This window comes from Streptomyces exfoliatus (assembly GCF_000725545.1).
Lineage (GTDB): Bacteria > Actinomycetota > Actinomycetes > Streptomycetales > Streptomycetaceae > Streptomyces > Streptomyces exfoliatus.
The window spans coordinates 61,543-77,838 of the sequence record NZ_JNZP01000001.1 but is presented as its reverse complement, the minus strand read 5'-3'; the positions used below and the strand labels follow the sequence as shown (position 1 = coordinate 77,838).

At 69.8% G+C, this 16,296-nt stretch carries 15 protein-coding genes; 6 read left to right on the top strand and 9 right to left on the bottom strand.

Annotated elements, in window-relative coordinates; genetic code table 11:
* Window positions 1-10 precede the first annotated feature (10 nt).
* Window positions 11-1,249 carry an HpcH/HpaI aldolase/citrate lyase family protein gene (locus tag IO20_RS0100335; RefSeq protein ID WP_030547877.1) on the bottom strand — a complete coding sequence of 413 codons (1,239 nt, stop codon included), beginning with the start codon at window positions 1,247-1,249 and terminating at the stop codon, window positions 11-13.
* Between the two features lie 177 nt (window positions 1,250-1,426).
* Here IO20_RS0100335 and IO20_RS0100330 point away from each other — a divergent pair, with 177 nt between their 5' ends.
* Window positions 1,427-2,332: a TerD family protein gene (locus tag IO20_RS0100330; RefSeq protein ID WP_078945891.1), complete on the top strand. Its 906-nt coding sequence runs from the start codon at window positions 1,427-1,429 to the stop codon at window positions 2,330-2,332.
* An 87-nt stretch (window positions 2,333-2,419) separates the two neighbouring features.
* Here the strand turns inward: IO20_RS0100330 and IO20_RS0100325 are convergent, their stop codons facing one another.
* The 6 genes from IO20_RS0100325 to IO20_RS0100300 form a co-directional block, all read right to left on the bottom strand.
* Window positions 2,420-3,157 carry a TerD family protein gene (locus IO20_RS0100325; protein WP_030547881.1) on the bottom strand — a complete coding sequence of 246 codons (738 nt, stop codon included), beginning with the start codon at window positions 3,155-3,157 and terminating at the stop codon, window positions 2,420-2,422.
* Between the two features lie 123 nt (window positions 3,158-3,280).
* Complete coding sequence (locus IO20_RS0100320; protein ID WP_030547883.1) at window positions 3,281-4,426, bottom strand: DUF475 domain-containing protein; 1,146 nt, start codon at window positions 4,424-4,426, stop codon at window positions 3,281-3,283.
* Between the two features lie 29 nt (window positions 4,427-4,455).
* On the bottom strand, window positions 4,456-5,031 hold the full coding sequence (locus tag IO20_RS0100315; protein WP_030207814.1) for a TerD family protein: 576 nt from the start codon (window positions 5,029-5,031) through the stop codon (window positions 4,456-4,458).
* A gap of 82 nt (window positions 5,032-5,113) precedes the next feature.
* Window positions 5,114-5,689, bottom strand: coding sequence for a TerD family protein (locus tag IO20_RS0100310; RefSeq protein WP_030207810.1), 576 nt, complete (start codon window positions 5,687-5,689; stop codon window positions 5,114-5,116).
* Window positions 5,690-5,826: 137 nt separating this feature from the next.
* Window positions 5,827-6,285, bottom strand: a complete 459-nt coding sequence (locus IO20_RS0100305; RefSeq protein WP_030547885.1) for a peroxiredoxin — start codon at window positions 6,283-6,285, stop codon at window positions 5,827-5,829.
* 131 nt (window positions 6,286-6,416) lie between these two features.
* Window positions 6,417-6,839: a DUF3052 domain-containing protein gene (locus IO20_RS0100300; RefSeq protein WP_030207808.1), complete on the bottom strand. Its 423-nt coding sequence runs from the start codon at window positions 6,837-6,839 to the stop codon at window positions 6,417-6,419.
* A 430-nt stretch (window positions 6,840-7,269) separates the two neighbouring features.
* Between IO20_RS0100300 and aceE the strand changes: the two genes are divergently transcribed.
* On the top strand, window positions 7,270-10,002 hold the full coding sequence (gene aceE / locus IO20_RS0100295) for a pyruvate dehydrogenase (acetyl-transferring), homodimeric type (protein ID WP_030547887.1): 2,733 nt from the start codon (window positions 7,270-7,272) through the stop codon (window positions 10,000-10,002).
* A 119-nt stretch (window positions 10,003-10,121) separates the two neighbouring features.
* On the top strand, window positions 10,122-10,937 hold the full coding sequence (locus IO20_RS0100290; RefSeq protein ID WP_051874326.1) for a potassium channel family protein: 816 nt from the start codon (window positions 10,122-10,124) through the stop codon (window positions 10,935-10,937).
* On the opposite strand, the gene IO20_RS0100285 is transcribed toward IO20_RS0100290, so the two are convergent.
* Together IO20_RS0100285 and IO20_RS0100280 are read right to left on the bottom strand one after the other, a co-directional pair.
* Window positions 10,918-11,319: a peptidase inhibitor family I36 protein gene (locus IO20_RS0100285; RefSeq protein WP_030547891.1), complete on the bottom strand. Its 402-nt coding sequence runs from the start codon at window positions 11,317-11,319 to the stop codon at window positions 10,918-10,920. The genes IO20_RS0100290 and IO20_RS0100285 overlap by 20 nt on opposite strands.
* A gap of 148 nt (window positions 11,320-11,467) precedes the next feature.
* Entirely contained in the window at window positions 11,468-13,093 is a 1,626-nt protein-coding gene (locus IO20_RS0100280) for an MFS transporter (protein ID WP_030547893.1), read from the bottom strand.
* 118 nt (window positions 13,094-13,211) lie between these two features.
* Here IO20_RS0100280 and IO20_RS0100275 point away from each other — a divergent pair, with 118 nt between their 5' ends.
* The 3 genes from IO20_RS0100275 (at window position 13,212) to IO20_RS0100265 (ending at window position 16,225) form a co-directional block, all read left to right on the top strand.
* Window positions 13,212-13,847 carry a TetR/AcrR family transcriptional regulator gene (locus IO20_RS0100275; RefSeq protein ID WP_030547895.1) on the top strand — a complete coding sequence of 212 codons (636 nt, stop codon included), beginning with the start codon at window positions 13,212-13,214 and terminating at the stop codon, window positions 13,845-13,847.
* 120 nt (window positions 13,848-13,967) lie between these two features.
* Window positions 13,968-15,182 (top strand): alpha/beta hydrolase, encoded by a 1,215-nt coding sequence (locus IO20_RS0100270; RefSeq protein WP_030547897.1) that lies wholly within the window; start codon window positions 13,968-13,970, stop codon window positions 15,180-15,182.
* A gap of 74 nt (window positions 15,183-15,256) precedes the next feature.
* Window positions 15,257-16,225, top strand: a complete 969-nt coding sequence (locus IO20_RS0100265) for a DUF4429 domain-containing protein (protein ID WP_030547899.1) — start codon at window positions 15,257-15,259, stop codon at window positions 16,223-16,225.
* The last annotated feature ends 71 nt before the right edge of the window (window positions 16,226-16,296 follow it).

Genomic DNA, 16,296 nt, shown 5'->3' with positions numbered 1-16,296 from the left:
CGTCCCTTCGTCAGCCGGCAAGTCCGGCGGTGAGCAGATCCACGAAGCCGACGTCCTCATGGGCGACGCCGAAGACCTCGGCGCGCTGGAGGATGCGCTCGGCCCACGCGCGATGCGGCTTCACTTCGTTCATCTTGTTCGTGTAGGCGGATCGGAGCACTCCGCCGCCGCACTGTTCGGGCCGCAGGATGTCCTGCGCGTCGCTCCACTCCTCGTGGCTGACCACGGAGAGCGCGTGCACCGGCACCACATGGGTGGGGTGGATGCAGGTCTTGCCGAGCAGTCCGTTGGCGCGGTCGAGCTCGATCTCGCGCAGCAGCCCGTCGAGGTCGTGTTCGATGAGGGCGGTGCGCAGGTCCTCCGCGCGGCCTTCCAGGAAGGGGCTGCGGCGAAGTTGTGGCTTGAACATGCGCTCGCCGGGTCGGAAGTACTCCCAGACGGGTCCGGTGACGGTGAAGCCGGTGCCGTCGGAGCGGCCGAGGACGTTGACGACGTCGGCGATGACGTTCGCGACGATCTTGACGTCGTAGGCCGTCATGTCGGGCGAGCGGCGGAGTCCGTAGGCGGAGCAGAAGTCGGTGACGCCGAGGCGCAGGGCGAGGACCTGGTCGCGGTACTTGTCGGTGATCGAGGCGATCCCGGCCAGGGTCTCGGCCCGTGTCTCCAGGTGGAGCAGCTCGGGGGACTCCAGGACGGGCATGGCGAAGAGGCGTCTGCCGCTCGTCCGCTCGGCCTGGGTGAGCGCTTCGAGGAAGGCCCGGCCGCGGGTCTCGGTGAACTTGGGCAGCACGAATCCGGACAGCAGTCGGACCGATTCGCCCAGGCGGGTGACGAGGTCGGTGATCTGGCGCGGCTCGCGGACCCGGATGAAGAGCAGGGGGACGTCGGTGGCGGCTCCGGCGTCCGGTGTGGTGCCCGTCGCGCTGTCCGCGCCCGGGGCCGTGGCGGTGTCGGCGTCCGTCACGGTTCCGGCGGCGAGGTCGGCGAACTGGCGGACGAGGTTGGCCTCGCCGTCCTCGACGTCGGCGTCGCTGATGGAGTCCTCGAGGCAGAGGACCATGGAGACCACTCCGCGGGCCGCCTGTTTGCGCACGTCGTCGGCGAGCCGCGGCCGGGTGGCCGGGCTGTAGAGCGTGGCACCCAGGGCCACGGCGAGCGTGCGCGCGGGCGAGTCGGCCGTGAACTCGGCCGGCTCGCGGTGGAACAACCCGGCCCGTGTCGCGGACGGGATGTGTCCGAAATGACGCATATAAGTCCCCCGTCTACCTTTCTCGACCTGACGACATGTGGCCGGTAATAGTACGTAGGTGCGGGTGTCCGCAGTTCCCTTCATGCATGAAATTCAGGTAACTCGTCAGCATCCGTCGTCTCGGCCCGGTATCGGTGACGGCCCCCGCGTTGTCCGAGGGTCTGCCGGGAGGGCAGGATTACGGTCATGACGCACGCGATGCTGAAGGGCTCCAACGTCCCTCTCGACACCGCGGCCGTACGGGCCGTGCTCCGCTGGACCCCGGGCTCCGGGGTCCCCGACGTGGATGCCTCGGCTCTGCTGCTCGGGCCCTCCGGTCGCGTGCGGTCCGACGAGGACTTCGTGTTCTACAACCAGCCGCGCCATCCCTCGGGCCTGGTGCGGCGGCTGCCGAAGAAGCGGGACTCCCAGGGCCTCACGGACACCGTGGAGGCCGATCTGGGCAGCCTTGACCCCTCGGTCGACCGGGTGGTGATCGCGGCCTCCTCCGACGGCGGCACCTTCCGCTCCGTCTCCGACCTGCGGATCCTGCTGTACGACGCGACGGCCGGCCCCGACCGCGAGCCGCTGGCGCTGTTCTCCGTGACGGCGGAGACGGGCGAGGAGACCGCGGTGATCTGCGGCGAGCTGTACCGGCGCGGGGAGGGCTGGAAGTTCCGCGCGGTGGGGCAGGGCTACCTGACGGGCCTCGTGGGCCTCGCCACCGACTTCGGCATCTCGGTCGACGAGGACGCCCAGGACGGCCTGGAGGGCCTGGACGGGTCGAGCGCCCCCGCCGGGCGTCCGGACGGTCAGGAGGGCTCCCAGGGCGCCGCGGAGGCCCAGGAGGGCGCCACGGCCGCCACCGGCTCCCCCGAAGCCGGCCCGGACCTCGACCTGACCCTCGTCCACACCCCCGTACCCCCGCGGCCGACCGTGCCGCCGCCCGTGCCCGACCGGGCGCCCGCGTACGGCTACCCCCAGCCTCAGGCGGACATCCCGGCCCCCGCGTACGGCTACCCGCAGCCGGTGGGCGGCCCGGACCAGAACCCCGCGCCGGAGTTCCGGATGCCGCCCATGGGCCCCCAGTTCGTCCGGTCCTGAGGACCTGACGGGCCCGCTGGAGGGCCCTGAGGACCGGAGCGGGCCCGAGGACCTGAAGAGGCCCGAGAGCCCGGCGCAGGCCACGGCCTACGCCTTCGTCTTGTAGCCGCGCCCCCACTGCAGGCCCCAGCCGTACAACCGGTCCAGTTCGGCCTGGAAGCCGTACACGAAGCGCACCTCACGGCGGACCGTCAGCTCGCCCTTGCTGTTGTCCACGGAGAAGACGGCGCAGGAGCGGGCCTGCGGGGCGCGCTCGTCGAGCTCGATCTCGATCCGCGGCCCGTTGCTCGGGTACAGGGTGATCTTGGCGTGCGTGCGGTCGAAGGCCGGCGTCTGGTCGTAGATGTACACGAAGAACAGCAGCCGCTTGATCTCGTCCTTCTGGTCCAGGTTGACGAATATCGTCTCCCCGGAGGAGCCCCCGAAGCGGTCGTCGCCGCTGAGTTTCACGTACGGGGCGGTGTTCAGATCACCGAAGAAGCCACCGAGCGGCTGCACGACGCCCTTGCTGCCGTCGGTCAGCTCGTAGAGGCAGCCCAGGTCCAGGTCGACGTTGACCATGCCCTGGGTGTGCGCCTGGACGACCTCCGGCTTGAAGAGCTGCGCCGGGTTGCGGAGCAGCCGCCCGCTCTGGCGTGAGCGTCCTTCGAGGTCCGAGGTCCTCATCCGCCAGGAGAGGTTCACCCGGAGGTTGCCGGTGGCGGCGCCCTGCTTGGTGAGCGAGACGGACGGACGCCGTCTCGTCAAGTCGATGGTGTTCGACGCGGCGCTGCCCGACTCGAACTGCGCCGCCCTTCCCGGAAACAGGTTGTCCCAGAAGGCCATGCCGCCTTCACCCCCCACTGGTCGTCGACGCGACCGGTCGTCGCATCGCACCGCGCACATGCCTGCGGGGCGGCCGGGTGCACCGGCCGCCCCGCAGTGAAGCGTTCCTCATTGCCGGGGGTGTCACACCCCGGACGACACCTCGGTCTTGTCCCCCGAGGAGCCGGACCCGCCCTCGGCCGCCGCCTGCGCCTTGTTGCGGCGGACGGAGGACCAGAAGGAGAGCGCGATCAGGACCACACCGATGGAGCCGGTGATGAGCTCGCTGATCTCGTGCTGGATGGTGATGAGCAGGATGACGGCCAGCGCGCCGATCGCGTAGTGCGCGCCGTGCTCCAGGTAGACGTAGTCGTCCAGGGTGCCCTCACGGACCAGGTAGACCGTGAGCGAACGGACGTACATGGCGCCGATGCCGAGGCCGAGCGCCATCCAGAAGATGTGGTTGGTGATGGCGAAGGCACCGATGACACCGTCGAAGGAGAACGAGGCGTCGAGCACTTCCAGGTACAGGAACAGGAAGAAGGCGGCCTTGCCCGCGAGGCCGACCGCCGAGACGGGCTTGCCCTCGGCCTTGGCCTTCTCCTCCGCCTCGTGCTCGCGCTCCTCCTCTTCCTCCAGCTTGTTCTCGAAGAAGCCGGAGAGACCGCCGACGATGAGGTACGTGATCAGGCCGGCGACGCCGGAGAGCAGTACGGTCGCGGACTTGTCCGCCACGCCGGTGCTGGTGTGCGCGTGCGTCGCGAAGGTCATCGCCGTGACGAGCAGGGCGATGAGCGCGACACAGACCGACAGCATGTCGACCTTGCCGAGCTTGGCCAGCGGGCGCTCGAGCCAGCCGAGCCACTTGATGTCACGGTCCTCGAAGATGAAGTCGAGGAAGATCATCAGCAGGAACATGCCACCGAAGGCGGCGATCGCCGGGTGGGCGTCCGTGACCAGGGACTCGTACCGCTCGGGGTCGTCCAGGGCCAGCTCGATGGCCTCGATCGGGCCGACCTTGGCGCTGATGGCGACGATCGCGACGGGGAAGACCAGTCGCATGCCGAAGACGGCGATCAGGATGCCGATCGTGAGGAAGATCTTCTGCCAGAAGGCATTCATCTTCTTCAGGATTCCCGCGTTGACCACGGCGTTGTCGAAGGACAGCGAGATCTCGAGGATCGACAGGATCAGAACGACCCCGAACGCCTCCCACCCCCACTGCCAAGCGGCGAAGGCCAGGCCGAGCGCCGTGATGGCGAACGACCAGCCGAAGGTTTTCAGAACCACTCTCTACCCCATCGTGAAACTGCTTGGCTTTACGAAACGTTGACCCCGAAGTCTAGAGCGATGCCCCGCAGCCCCGACGCGTACCCCTGGCCGACCGCGCGGAACTTCCATTCGCTGTTGTAGCGGTAGAGCTCACCGAAGATCATCGCGGTCTCGGTGGAGGCGTCCTCGGAGAGGTCGTAGCGGGCGAGCTCCTGGCCGTCCAGCTGGTTCACGACGCGGATGAACGCGTTGCTGACCTGGCCGAAGCTCTGGCCCCGGTTGTCGGCGTCGTGGATCGACACCGGGAAGACGATCTTGTCGCAGTGGGCCGGCACCATGGACAGGTCCACGATGAGGGACTCGTCGTCCCCGTCACCCTCGCCGGTGAGGTTGTCACCGGTGTGCTCGACGGAGCCCTCGGGGCTGCGGAGCTGGTTGTAGAAGATGAAGTACTCGTCCCCGAGCACCCGTCCGGCCTGGCACAGCAGAGCGCTGGCATCGAGGTCGAAGGGGGCTCCGGTGGTGGAGCGCGCGTCCCAGCCGAGCCCGACGAGGACCTTGGTCAGGTTGGGTGCGGCCTTGGAGAGGGAGACATTGCCTCCCTTGGCGAGCGTGACGCCCATGTTTCGGTTCCTCCCCGGTGGTGATGAGGCACGTCCGGCGCCGCACGGGATGTGCGGCGCCGGACGGTTCGAACGACTCGGCTCAGACGTTGACGCCGAAGTCCTGCGCGATGCCGCGCAGACCCGAGGCGTAGCCCTGGCCGACGGCGCGGAACTTCCACTCGGCACCGTGGCGGTACAGCTCGCCGAAGACCATGGCGGTCTCGGTCGAGGCGTCCTCGGAGAGGTCGTACCGGGCGATCTCGGCGCCGCCGGCCTGGTTCACGACGCGGATGAACGCGTTGCGCACCTGGCCGAAGGACTGCTGGCGGTTCTCGGCGTCGTAGATCGACACCGGGAAGACGATCTTGGCGACATCGGCCGGCACGGTGGCCAGGCTGACCTTGACCTGCTCGTCGTCGCCCTCGCCCTCACCGGTGGTGTTGTCACCGGTGTGCTCGACGGAGCCGTCGCCGCTCTTCAGGTTGTTGAAGAAGACGAAGTCCTGCTCGTTGCGGACCTTGCCCTCCTCGGTCACCAGGATGGCGCTGGCGTCGAGGTCGAAGTCCGTACCGGTGGTGGTGCGGACGTCCCAGCCCAGACCGACGGTCACGGCGGTGAGGCCAGGGGCCTCCTTGGTCAGCGAGACGTTGCCGCCCTTGCTGAGGCTGACTCCCACGAGTCCCTCCATTGGTTTCCAGGGGCAGCGCCCCCGTAGTGCGTTGGCATTCGGATCAACGACTGGATCCTAGTGACGGGTTCCCGGTCGAAACAGTCGATTCGCCCCGCGAATCGGAGATGTCGGCCGGATGCGCCTCAGATGCCGTCGAGCGCCTTGACGTACTCGCCGAGATCGCGGGCGTCCGGAAGGGCGTTGACGACGGTCCAGCGGACGACGCCCTCCTTGTCGATGATGAAGGTGCCGCGCACCGCGCAGCCCTTCTCCTCGTCGAAGACGCCGTAGGCACGGGAGGCCTCGCCGTGCTTCCAGAAGTCGGAGAGCAGCGGGAAGTCCAGGGACTCCTGCTCGGCGAAGACGCGCAGGGTGTGGATGGAGTCGTTGGAGACGGCGAGCAGCTGGGTGTCGTCGTTGACGAACGTGGGGAGGTTGTCGCGCAGCTCGCCGAGCTCACCGGCGCACACGCTGGTGAAGGCGAACGGGTAGAAGAGCAGCACCACGTTCTTCTCGCCGCGGAAGTCGGAGAGCCGCACGGTGCGCCCGTGGTTGTCCTTCAGCTCGAATTCCGGGGCCTCGGTGCCGGCCTCGATCGCCATCGCGTACGCGTCCCTTCGACGGAGCCCTGGCCTTGCACATGCCCTTGGGCCGAATCGGTGAAGCCCAGCCTACGGCCTGTGCACGAAAGCCCCCGCCGGCGTACCGGCGGGGGCTCGTCGCAGCGTGGTGATCAGCGCTTGGGGGCCGTCAGGCGGGTGCCCGTCCAGTCCTTGGCGACGCTGATGCTCTTGGTCTGGGAGAGACCAGCTGTCTGCGCGGCATCGTTGATGTCGCTCGGCTCGATGTAGCCGTCGCGGCCGGTCTTCGGCGTCAGCAGCCAGATGGTGCCGCCGTCCTCCAGAAGACCGATGGCGTCCACCAGGGCGTCGGTGAGATCGCCGTCCTCGTCGCGGAACCAGATCACGACGGCGTCGGCGACGTCGTCGTACTCCTCGTCCACGAGATCGGCCCCGATGATGGACTCGATGCCTTCACGGAGATCATGGTCGACGTCTTCGTCGTAGCCGATCTCCTGGACCACCTGTCCGGGCTCGAACCCCAGCCTTCCGGCCGGGTTGGTCCGCTCCTCCGCGTGGTCCGCGGTCGCGCTCACGGCTTGCCTCCTGCTCATTCGGTAAATGCTTTGGGCCGCGCGTAAGCGCGCGGCGCTGGCCGTAGTCCACACGTGCCGGGGTGGATCGCGCAAGTGCCCGGCCGTGGAGACCGCCGAAACGGTGACGTTTGGGGCCGTCTCGCCGCAACTTCCGGCACCGCGGATACCCGCTCCGTGATCGGACACACATGATTCATCCCGGTTTACTTGTTTCCGAGGCTTCAGTCTGCCGAACACCCGGACGAAACGCATGCGCGAGTTGGGCGTAAGGTTGCGATTTGACCGTAACCAGACTCGTGGAGGGCACCGGGAGACACCCCCTGGGGGTTACCCCTCGGTAAATGTGACGTCTGGCGTCGGCGGGGTACACGATGGAACATCCCGACCACCCCGTGGCCCCGTGGGCACCACCGAACAGCGAAGGAACAGCGTGGCTCCCGGATCCGATCGCAACCCGATCATCATTGGCGGCCTTCCCAGCCAGGTCCCGGATTTCGACCCGGAAGAGACCCAGGAATGGCTCGACTCCCTCGACGCGGCCGTCGACGAGCGGGGCCGGGAACGGGCCCGCTACCTCATGCTCCGGCTGATCGAGCGCGCCCGCGAGAAGCGCGTGGCCGTGCCCGAGATGCGCAGCACGGACTACGTCAACACCATCGCCACCAAGGACGAACCGTTCTTCCCCGGCAACGAGGAGATCGAGCGCAAGGTCCTCAACGCCACCCGGTGGAACGCGGCCGTGATGGTGTCCCGCGCCCAGCGCCCCGGCATCGGCGTCGGCGGTCACATCGCGACCTTCGCCTCCTCGGCCTCGCTGTACGACGTCGGCTTCAACCACTTCTTCCGCGGCAAGGACGAGGGTGACGGCGGCGACCAGATCTTCTTCCAGGGCCATGCCTCCCCCGGCATCTACGCCCGCGCCTACCTCCTGGACCGGCTGAACGACACCCAGCTCGACGGCTTCCGCCAGGAGAGGTCGAAGTTCCCCAACGGGCTCTCGTCGTACCCGCATCCGCGGCTGATGCCGGACTTCTGGGAGTTCCCGACCGTGTCCATGGGCCTCGGCCCGCTCGGCGCGATCTACCAGGCCCGGATGAACCGCTACATGGAGGCGCGCGGGATCGCCGACACCTCCAGGTCGCACGTCTGGGCGTTCCTCGGCGACGGCGAGATGGACGAGGTCGAGTCGGTCGGCCAGCTCTCCATCGCCGCCCGCGAGGGCCTGGACAACCTGACCTTCGTCGTCAACTGCAACCTGCAGCGGCTCGACGGCCCGGTGCGCGGCAACGGCAAGATCATCCAGGAGCTGGAGTCGATCTTCCGGGGCAACGGCTGGAACGTCATCAAGCTGATCTGGGACCGCTCCTGGGACCCGCTGCTCGCGCAGGACCGCGACGGCATCCTGGTCAACAAGTTCAACACCACTCCGGACGGCCAGTTCCAGACCTACGCCACGGAGACCGGCGGCTACATCCGGGACCACTTCTTCGGCGACGACCACCGGCTGCGTGCGATGGTCGAGGGCATGTCGGACCAGCAGATCCTGCACCTGGGCCGCGGCGGTCACGACCACAAGAAGATCTACGCGGCCTACGCGGCGGCGAAGGCCCACGCGGGCCAGCCGACCGTGATCCTCGCGCAGACCGTCAAGGGCTGGACGCTCGGCCCGAACTTCGAGGGCCGCAACGCGACCCACCAGATGAAGAAGCTGACGGTCGACGACCTGAAGCGCTTCCGCGACCGGCTGCACATCCCGGTGACCGACCGGCAGTTGGAGGACGGCCTGCCGCCGTACTACCACCCGGGCCGGAACTCCGAGGAGATCCAGTACATGCACGACCGCCGCAGCGGTCTCGGCGGGTACGTCCCGACCCGGGTCGTGCGGGCGAAGCCGCTGGCGCTTCCCGACGACAACGCCTACGCGGCGGCCAAGAAGGGCTCCGGGCATCAGTCCATCGCCACCACGATGGCCTTCGTCCGCATCCTGAAGGACCTCATGCGGGACAAGGAGATCGGCAAGCGCTTCGTGCTGATCGCCCCCGACGAGTACCGCACCTTCGGCATGGACGCCTTCTTCCCGAGCGCCAAGATCTACAACCCGCTCGGCCAGCAGTACGAGGCGGTGGACCGCGAACTCCTCCTCGCCTACAAGGAGTCGCCGACCGGGCAGATGCTGCACGACGGCATCTCCGAGGCCGGCTGCACGGCCTCGCTGATCGCCGCCGGTTCGGCGTACGCCACGCACGGCGAGCCGCTGATCCCCGTGTACGTCTTCTACTCGATGTTCGGTTTCCAGCGGACCGGCGACCAGTTCTGGCAGATGGCCGACCAGCTGGCGCGCGGCTTCGTGCTCGGCGCCACCGCCGGCCGGACGACGCTGACCGGCGAGGGCCTCCAGCACGCGGACGGCCACTCGCATCTGCTCGCCTCGACCAACCCGGCCTGCATCGCCTACGACCCGGCGTTCGGCTTCGAGATCGCGCACATCGTCAAGGACGGTCTGCGCCGCATGTACGGCTCCGAGGCCGAGGACGTCTTCTACTACCTGACCGTCTACAACGAGCCGATCCAGCACCCGGCCGAGCCGTCGGACGTGGACGTCGAGGGCATCCTCCAGGGCATCCACCGCTTCAGGCCGGCCGAGGCCGGCGCGATCCCCGCGCAGATCATGGCCTCCGGTGTCGCCGTGCCGTGGGCGATCGAGGCGCAGCGGATCCTCGCCGAGGAGTGGAACGTACGGGCCGACGTCTGGTCCGCGACGTCCTGGACCGAGCTGCGCCGCGAGGCCGTGGCCGTCGAGGAGCACAACCTGCTCCACCCGGACGAGGAGCAGCGCGTCCCGTACGTGACGCGCAAGCTCCAGGGCTCCGAGGGCCCGTTCGTGGCGGTCTCGGACTGGATGCGCGCGGTGCCCGACCAGATCTCCCGCTGGGTGCCGGGCCCGTACACCTCGCTCGGCGCGGACGGCTTCGGCTTCGCGGACACGCGCGGCGCGGCCCGTCGCCACTTCCACATCGACGCTCCTTCGATCGTCCTCGCGGTGCTGACCGAGCTGGCGCGTGCCGGCAAGGTCGAGCGGTCGGTCCTGAAGCAGGCGGTGGACCGCTACCAGCTGCTCGACGTGGCGGCGGCCGATCCCGGCCCCGCGGGCGGCGACGCCTGATCGTGATCGCCTGATCGTGATCGCCTGACCGACACGGTGCTCCCGTAGCACGGAGCGCCTGGTGAGGGGCGGTGGGACCCTGGTCCCGCCGCCCTTCGGCGTTCTCTACGATTCCCCGCATGAAGGAACGCCGGTACAGCTGGGAAGAACGCACACAGGCACCGCTGCTCGTGCTCGCCGTGGCGTTCGGTGTCGCCTACGCCGTGCCGATCGTGGCTCCGGGCGCCGATGCCTGGGTGCACCGGCTGTGCACCCACGTCGAGTGGGCGGTGTGGGCGGTCTTCGCCCTCGACTACCTGGTCCGGCTCGCCATCGCCCCGTCGCGCTGGGCCTTCGTCCGCTCCCATCCCCTCGATCTGCTCGCGGTCCTGCTGCCGATGGTGCAGCCGCTGCGGCTGCTGCGGCTCGTGTCGACGCTCCTCCTGGTGGGCCGGCGGGCCCGGATGGCCCCGCAGATAACGCTCACCACCTATGTGGCGGGCGCGGTCGTCGGGCTGATGATGTTCGGCTCGCTGGCCGTGCTGCACGTCGAACGGGACGCCCCCGAGGGCAACATCAAGACGCTCGGGGACGCGGTCTGGTGGTCGTTCACCACGATGACCACCGTCGGCTACGGCGACCACGCCCCGACCACGGGCCTCGGCCGGGTCCTCGCGGTGGGCCTGATGCTCTCGGGCATCGCCCTGCTCGGTGTCGTCACCGCCAACATCGCGGCCTGGTTCATCTCCCGGTTCGACCGGGACGACGCCGTGGAGCGCCGGCAGACGGAGCTCCTGGAGGCGCTGACCCAGGAGGTGCGCGAGCTGCGCGCGGAGGTGGCACGGCTCGCTCCTCCGGCGGAGGGCGTCGTCCCGGCAGAGACCGTCATCCCGGCCCCGACCCCCACGGCCTCCGCAGCCTCTGTCCCTTCCGCCCCTACCGCTCCCACAGCTTGAACGCTCTGACCTCGTAGGGCGTCTGCGGCACCCAGGTCCCGCGTCCGGGGTAGGTCTCGAACTCGCCCGCCTCCGCGCACTCGGCGGACTGGTAGGTGGTCACCGGCCGCCCCGTGCGGTTGGCCAGGGATTGGGCCGAGGTGCCCGGCGGCAGGGCGACACAGCTGTCGATGTCGGTCGTGGCCAGCTCGTGGGTCTGTGCCCGGCCCTTGAAGTCGGGCTTGGCCCAGAGGCAGAGCCGGCCGGGACCGCAGGGCCCGAGAACGGTCCCGGACGGCGCGGCTGCCGCCGCCGGTGCCGCAGCTGCCGCCGGTGCCGCCACCGCGGAAAGCAGGGCGGCCAGGACGGCCGCGATGGCCAGTACGGCCTTCTTCGTATACATACCGATGAACCCCCGTTTCGTCACTCTCTGTAATCAAGAGAATGGCGGAGGCCACCCGCCGACGGAAGAGGGGCCGCCCCCGTTCACGCGAACGGGTGACGGCCCCCTACGGGAACCCCGACAAACTCAGGCGGACGTCAGGCGGACGTCAGATGTGACCGCCGCCCATGCCGCCCGCCTCCGCGTTCTCCCCGCGCTTGGTGAGCGTGGCGACGAGCGCCGCGACGACGGCGACGGCACCGGCGACGGTGAAGGCCAGACCCATGCCGTCCAGGAAGGTGTCGTGGATGACCCCGGTGATCTGCTGGACGAGGTCGGGGGTCATCCCCGGCGCCTGCGCCAGCTCCGGCGGGGCCATGCCGAACTCGGCGGCCTGCTCCAGCTGCGGGTTGGCCGGGGCCGGGATGCCGGCGTCCTTCCAGTTGCCCTCGAAGGCGTCGGCGACCTTGGAGGACATGACGGCGCCGAGCACCGCCGTGCCGAGCGCGCCGCCGACCTGCATGGCGGCCTGCTGCAGACCGCCGGCCACGCCGGACAGCTCGAGCGGCGCGTTGCCGACGATGACCTCGGTGGCGCCGACCATGACCGGGGCGAGCCCGAGGCCGAGGAGCGCGAACCAGAGGGACATCACGAGGGTGCTGGTGCCGGCCGAGAGCGTGATCATGCCGAACATCGAGACGGCCGTGCAGACCATGCCGCCGACGAGCGGCACCCGCGGGCCGAACTTGGTGATCAGGGCGCCGGCCAGCGGCGAGGAGACGATCATCATCGCGGTCAGCGGCAGCAGGCGCAGACCGCTGTCGACCGGGCTGAGCCCCTTCACGCCCTGGAGGTAGAAGGTCACGAAGAACAGGCCGCCCATGAAGGCGAAGGCCATGAGGACCATGAGGACCACACCGGCCGAGAGCGGCACGGAGCGGAACATGGCCAGCGGGACGAGCGGCTCCTTGACCTTGGTCTCCCAGAAGGCGAAGACCGCGAAGAGGAGCACCGCGCCGAGCAGACAGCCCCAGGTCTTGCCGCCGGTCCAGCCCCACGACTCGCCGGCCTTGATGAGGCCCCAGACGAGGGAGGCCATGGCGCCGGAGAGCAGCAGGATGCCGAGGACGTCGAAGGAGCGCGGCGCGTTCTCGGCGCGGTGGTCCTTGAGGATGACCAGGCCGAGGACGAGGGCGAGGACGCCGACCGGGACGTTGATGAAGAAGACGGACTGCCAGCTGACGTGCTCGACGAGCAGGCCGCCGACGATCGGGCCGCCCGCCGTGGAGGCGCCGATGACCATGCCCCAGATGCCGATGGCCATGTTCAGCTTCTCGGCGGGGAAGGTGGCGCGCAGCAGGCCGAGCGCGGCCGGCATCAGCAGGGCGCCGAAGAGGCCCTGGAGGACGCGGAAGGCGATCACGGCGCCGATGGAGTCGGAGAGGCCGATCGCACCGGAGGCGAGCGCGAAGCCGGCGATGCCGATGAGGAAGGTCTGCCGGTGGCCGAAGCGGTCACCGAGCTTGCCCGCGGTGATCAGGGCGACGGCGAGCGCGAGCAGGTAGCCGTTGGTGATCCACTGGACCTGGGCGAGGGAGGCGCCGAGGTCGGTCTTGATGGCGGGGTTGGCGATGGCGACGATGGTGCCGTCGAGGGCGACCATCATCACGCCCACGGCCACGCCGAACAGGGTCAGCCAGGGATGGCCGCGCAGTCCCTTCGCCGGGCCCGGAACGGGTTCCCGGGCGCTCCCCTGACCCTGCGGGGCCTTTTCCACGGTGGTCTGACTAGTCATGCGAACGAGGCTAGTGACAGTCACTGACAATTGACAAAGCGATTCACACGCCGGTAACTGTCACGTAGCTCACAGGTAGGCTGAGCCCGGACGAAATGCCTGAAAAGAGGACCGAGACGTGACCCTGCCCGGCCTGCGCGAGCGGAAGAAACAGCGCACGCGCGACGAGCTGACCCGGGTGGCCCTGGAGCTCTTCACGGCCCAGGGGTACGAGCGGACCACCGTCGACGAGATCGTCGACGCCGTCGAGGTCTCCCAGCGCACGTTCTTCCGTTACTTCTCCTCCAAGGAGGAGGTCGCCTTCGCCGTCCAGCAGATGGTGGAGGAGCGTTTCGTCGACGCCCTGGGGCAGCGGCCGCCGGGCGAGGGCCCCTTCGATGCGATGCGCAACGCCGTGCTCTCCGCCTGGGACACCATCGGCGACGCCATCATCGAGGTCGTGCCGGTCGAGCTGTACCTGCGCAGCTTCCAGATGATCGAGTCGACGCCCGCGCTGCTCGCCGTCCATCTGCGCCGCTCGACCGAGATGGAGGAGACCATCGCCGGGATCATCGCCGAGCGCGAGGGCCTCGACCTGGACGCGGACCCGCGCCCCCGGATCGCGGTGGCGGCGTTCAGCGGCGTGATGCGGGTGACGGGTCAGCTGTGGGGCAGGGGTACGGACCAGAGCCTGGAGGCGATCCGCGCCCTGACCGAGGAGTACCTCGACCACCTCGGTCCTGCGCTCGCCCCCAGCTGGCGCGACACCCCCTAGGGTCCTGTCTTTCGGGATCAGGCCGAGCCCGGCATGATCCCGAAAGCGAGGCGTTGAGGTCCCGGCGTCCTCGGGGCCGGATCCGGGGGTGTTCACCCGCGCCCCGTAGGGTGGCGGCCCGTGACGTCAGCCGAAGCCGCCTCGCCCTCCCTGACCGTCGTGCGCGCCCTGCTCGCGCTCGGCGTCGTGTTCGTGCTCCTCGCGACCACCGGGTGGACCACGATCCGGCACCGCCCCGCGCCGGGGCCTTCCCTGGAGGCCGCGCTCACCGACTGGGCGCGCGACCGGATCGACCACCGCCCGCTGCCGGGCCCCGGCTCCCCCTCCCGTACCGTCGCCGCGTACTTCGCCGGGCTCGGCCCCGCGCGCGCGGCCACGCTCGCCGAGCGCCATCCGCTCGTCGTCGGCAATCTCAACGGCGCACCGGTCGGGCTGCGCTACCGCGCCAACCGGATCACCCTCGGCCGTGCGCTCGCCGCCGAGCGCGGCAGGGTCGACGACCTCCGGCTCTCCGCCGAAGGCCGGCACGAGGCGCGGCGCCGGTTCGACCGCTTCACCTCGCTGCTGCGGCCCGGCCGTCAGATCCTCGCCTTCGACCCGACCGGTACGGGGCGGGCGGCCGAGGTCCTCGGGGACCTGGAGCGGGCCAGGCGGGTCTCCGTGATCGTGCCCGGTGTCGACACCAACCTCCTGACCTTCCAGAAGACCCACGGCCGGTACGGGGCTCCCGTCGGCATGGCCGAAGCCCTCTACGCCGCCGAGCGGCGGGCGGCGCCCGACGAGCGGGTCGCCGTGATCGCCTGGGCCGACTACACCGCGCCCGTCGGGGTCGGCGTCGACGCGGTGACGGGCCGGCTCGCCCAGGGAGGCGCCGTACGGCTCGTCGGGCTGACCGAGGCACTGCCGGGCAACGCGCGCGTGGCGCTGTTCTGTCACAGCTACGGCTCCGTGCTCTGCGGGCTCGCGGCACCGCGGCTGCCCGCCCGGGTGACCGACCTGACGGTGGCCGGAAGCCCCGGGATGAGGGTGGAGCGGGCGGCCGAACTCGCCACCCCCGCGCGCGTGTGGGCGATGCGGGACCCGGACGACTGGATCGGGGACGTGCCCCACGTCGAGCTGGGCGGGATCGGCCACGGCGCCGATCCGGTGGCGCCGGAGTTCGGTGCCCGGCTGCTCTCGGCGCGGGGGGCGCTCGGCCACAGCGGCTATTTCGAGCCGGGCACCGAGAGCCTCGGAAACTTCGCCGCGATAGGGGTCGGCGCCTACCGGAACCTGGTCTGCGCACGTGCCGACAGCGCTTGCCACGACGGAATATCCGGCGCGGAAGGGTACTGACGCGCGTAGATCACGTGATTTCGGGACCTTTCACGGGGGCGACGCACGGGCACGGGCCCCCTACGATGAGGCGTATGGGTGATGTGCTGGCCGGAATTCATGCCACCTGGGAGTTCGAGAGCGACGCCCTCGTCATCCGCTTCGAACGGGGGAACCGCACGCCGAAGCTCTTCCACGTGCTGCGCGAGCGACGGATACCGTACGAGGCGTTGGCGTCCGTGACGCTCACGCCCGGCAAACGGGACACCGTCGTGCTGCACGCCGTGCCGAGACCGGGTGCCGATCCACTGATGGAGGCGGCCGCGGGGCAGCTCGCGGAACAATGCGATCCGTACCGCCTGGTGCTCCCGGCGGATCGGGAGACGCTCGCCGAGTACTACCGGGACGAGCTGCGGAAGGTCCTCGGACCGCGGACGACCGCCGCCTGGGACGTCCCGGACCCCACCGAGGCCTCCCCTGACCTCCTGGAAGCGGGCGCCTTCGGGACCAGCGCCTTCGACATCGTGGACGTGGACGTGACGCCCGCCGAGCGCTTCCTCGTGGCGCCGCCGCCGGGGCCGCAGGCCTTCAAGGCGTACGACGGGAAGGCGAGTTTCGACGGCCGGTCGGAGGTCGCCTTCCGCTGGTCCTCGACGGGCGCGTCCTCCGAGAAGTGGAAGGCGGGCGACCAGTTCTTCCAGGTACGGGACCTCTGCGGGGTCGAGTGGCGCTCTCCGGACGTCCTCGGCGGGCACCTGCGCCTGGTGCCGAGGGGCGGCGAACCGCGCGCGTCCCAGCCGGACCGGGACCCCGCCTCCGTGCTCTTCGGCCTGGGCTACGGGCCGGTGCACCTGTCCCTCCCCTTCGCCGCGGCGGTGCTCGCGGCCATCCGGACGACGACGGACCGCGTCCCCGCCCGCGTGGCCGCCCCCGGAGCCGATGCCGGAGCGGTTGCCGGAGCCGTTGCCGAAAGGATTCGGCACCTGGGTGAACTGCACCAGGCCGGCCTGGTGACGGACGCGGAGTTCTCGGCGAAGAAGGCGGAACTGCTCGCGGAGCTGTGAGTCCGGGCCGTCCTGGCCCCGATGTCATACCCGGGTATCAGGCCGTAGCCCGGTCCGCGGTATGACGTCGG

Bases quoted from the DNA above. Each gene is read 5' to 3' on its own strand.
- IO20_RS0100335 (WP_030547877.1), bottom strand. From the start codon at position 1,249: ATGCGTCATTTCGGACACATCCCGTCCGCGACACGGGCCGGGTTGTTC.
- IO20_RS0100325 (WP_030547881.1), bottom strand. From the start codon at position 3,157: ATGGCCTTCTGGGACAACCTGTTTCCGGGAAGGGCGGCGCAGTTCGAG.
- IO20_RS0100315 (WP_030207814.1), bottom strand. From the start codon at position 5,031: ATGGGCGTCACGCTCGCCAAGGGAGGCAATGTCTCCCTCTCCAAGGCC.
- IO20_RS0100305 (WP_030547885.1), bottom strand. From the start codon at position 6,285: ATGGCGATCGAGGCCGGCACCGAGGCCCCGGAATTCGAGCTGAAGGAC.
- IO20_RS0100290 (WP_051874326.1), top strand. From the start codon at position 10,122: ATGAAGGAACGCCGGTACAGCTGGGAAGAACGCACACAGGCACCGCTG.
- IO20_RS0100285 (WP_030547891.1), bottom strand. From the start codon at position 11,319: ATGTATACGAAGAAGGCCGTACTGGCCATCGCGGCCGTCCTGGCCGCC.
- IO20_RS0100280 (WP_030547893.1), bottom strand. From the start codon at position 13,093: ATGACTAGTCAGACCACCGTGGAAAAGGCCCCGCAGGGTCAGGGGAGC.
- IO20_RS0100265 (WP_030547899.1), top strand. From the start codon at position 15,257: ATGGGTGATGTGCTGGCCGGAATTCATGCCACCTGGGAGTTCGAGAGC.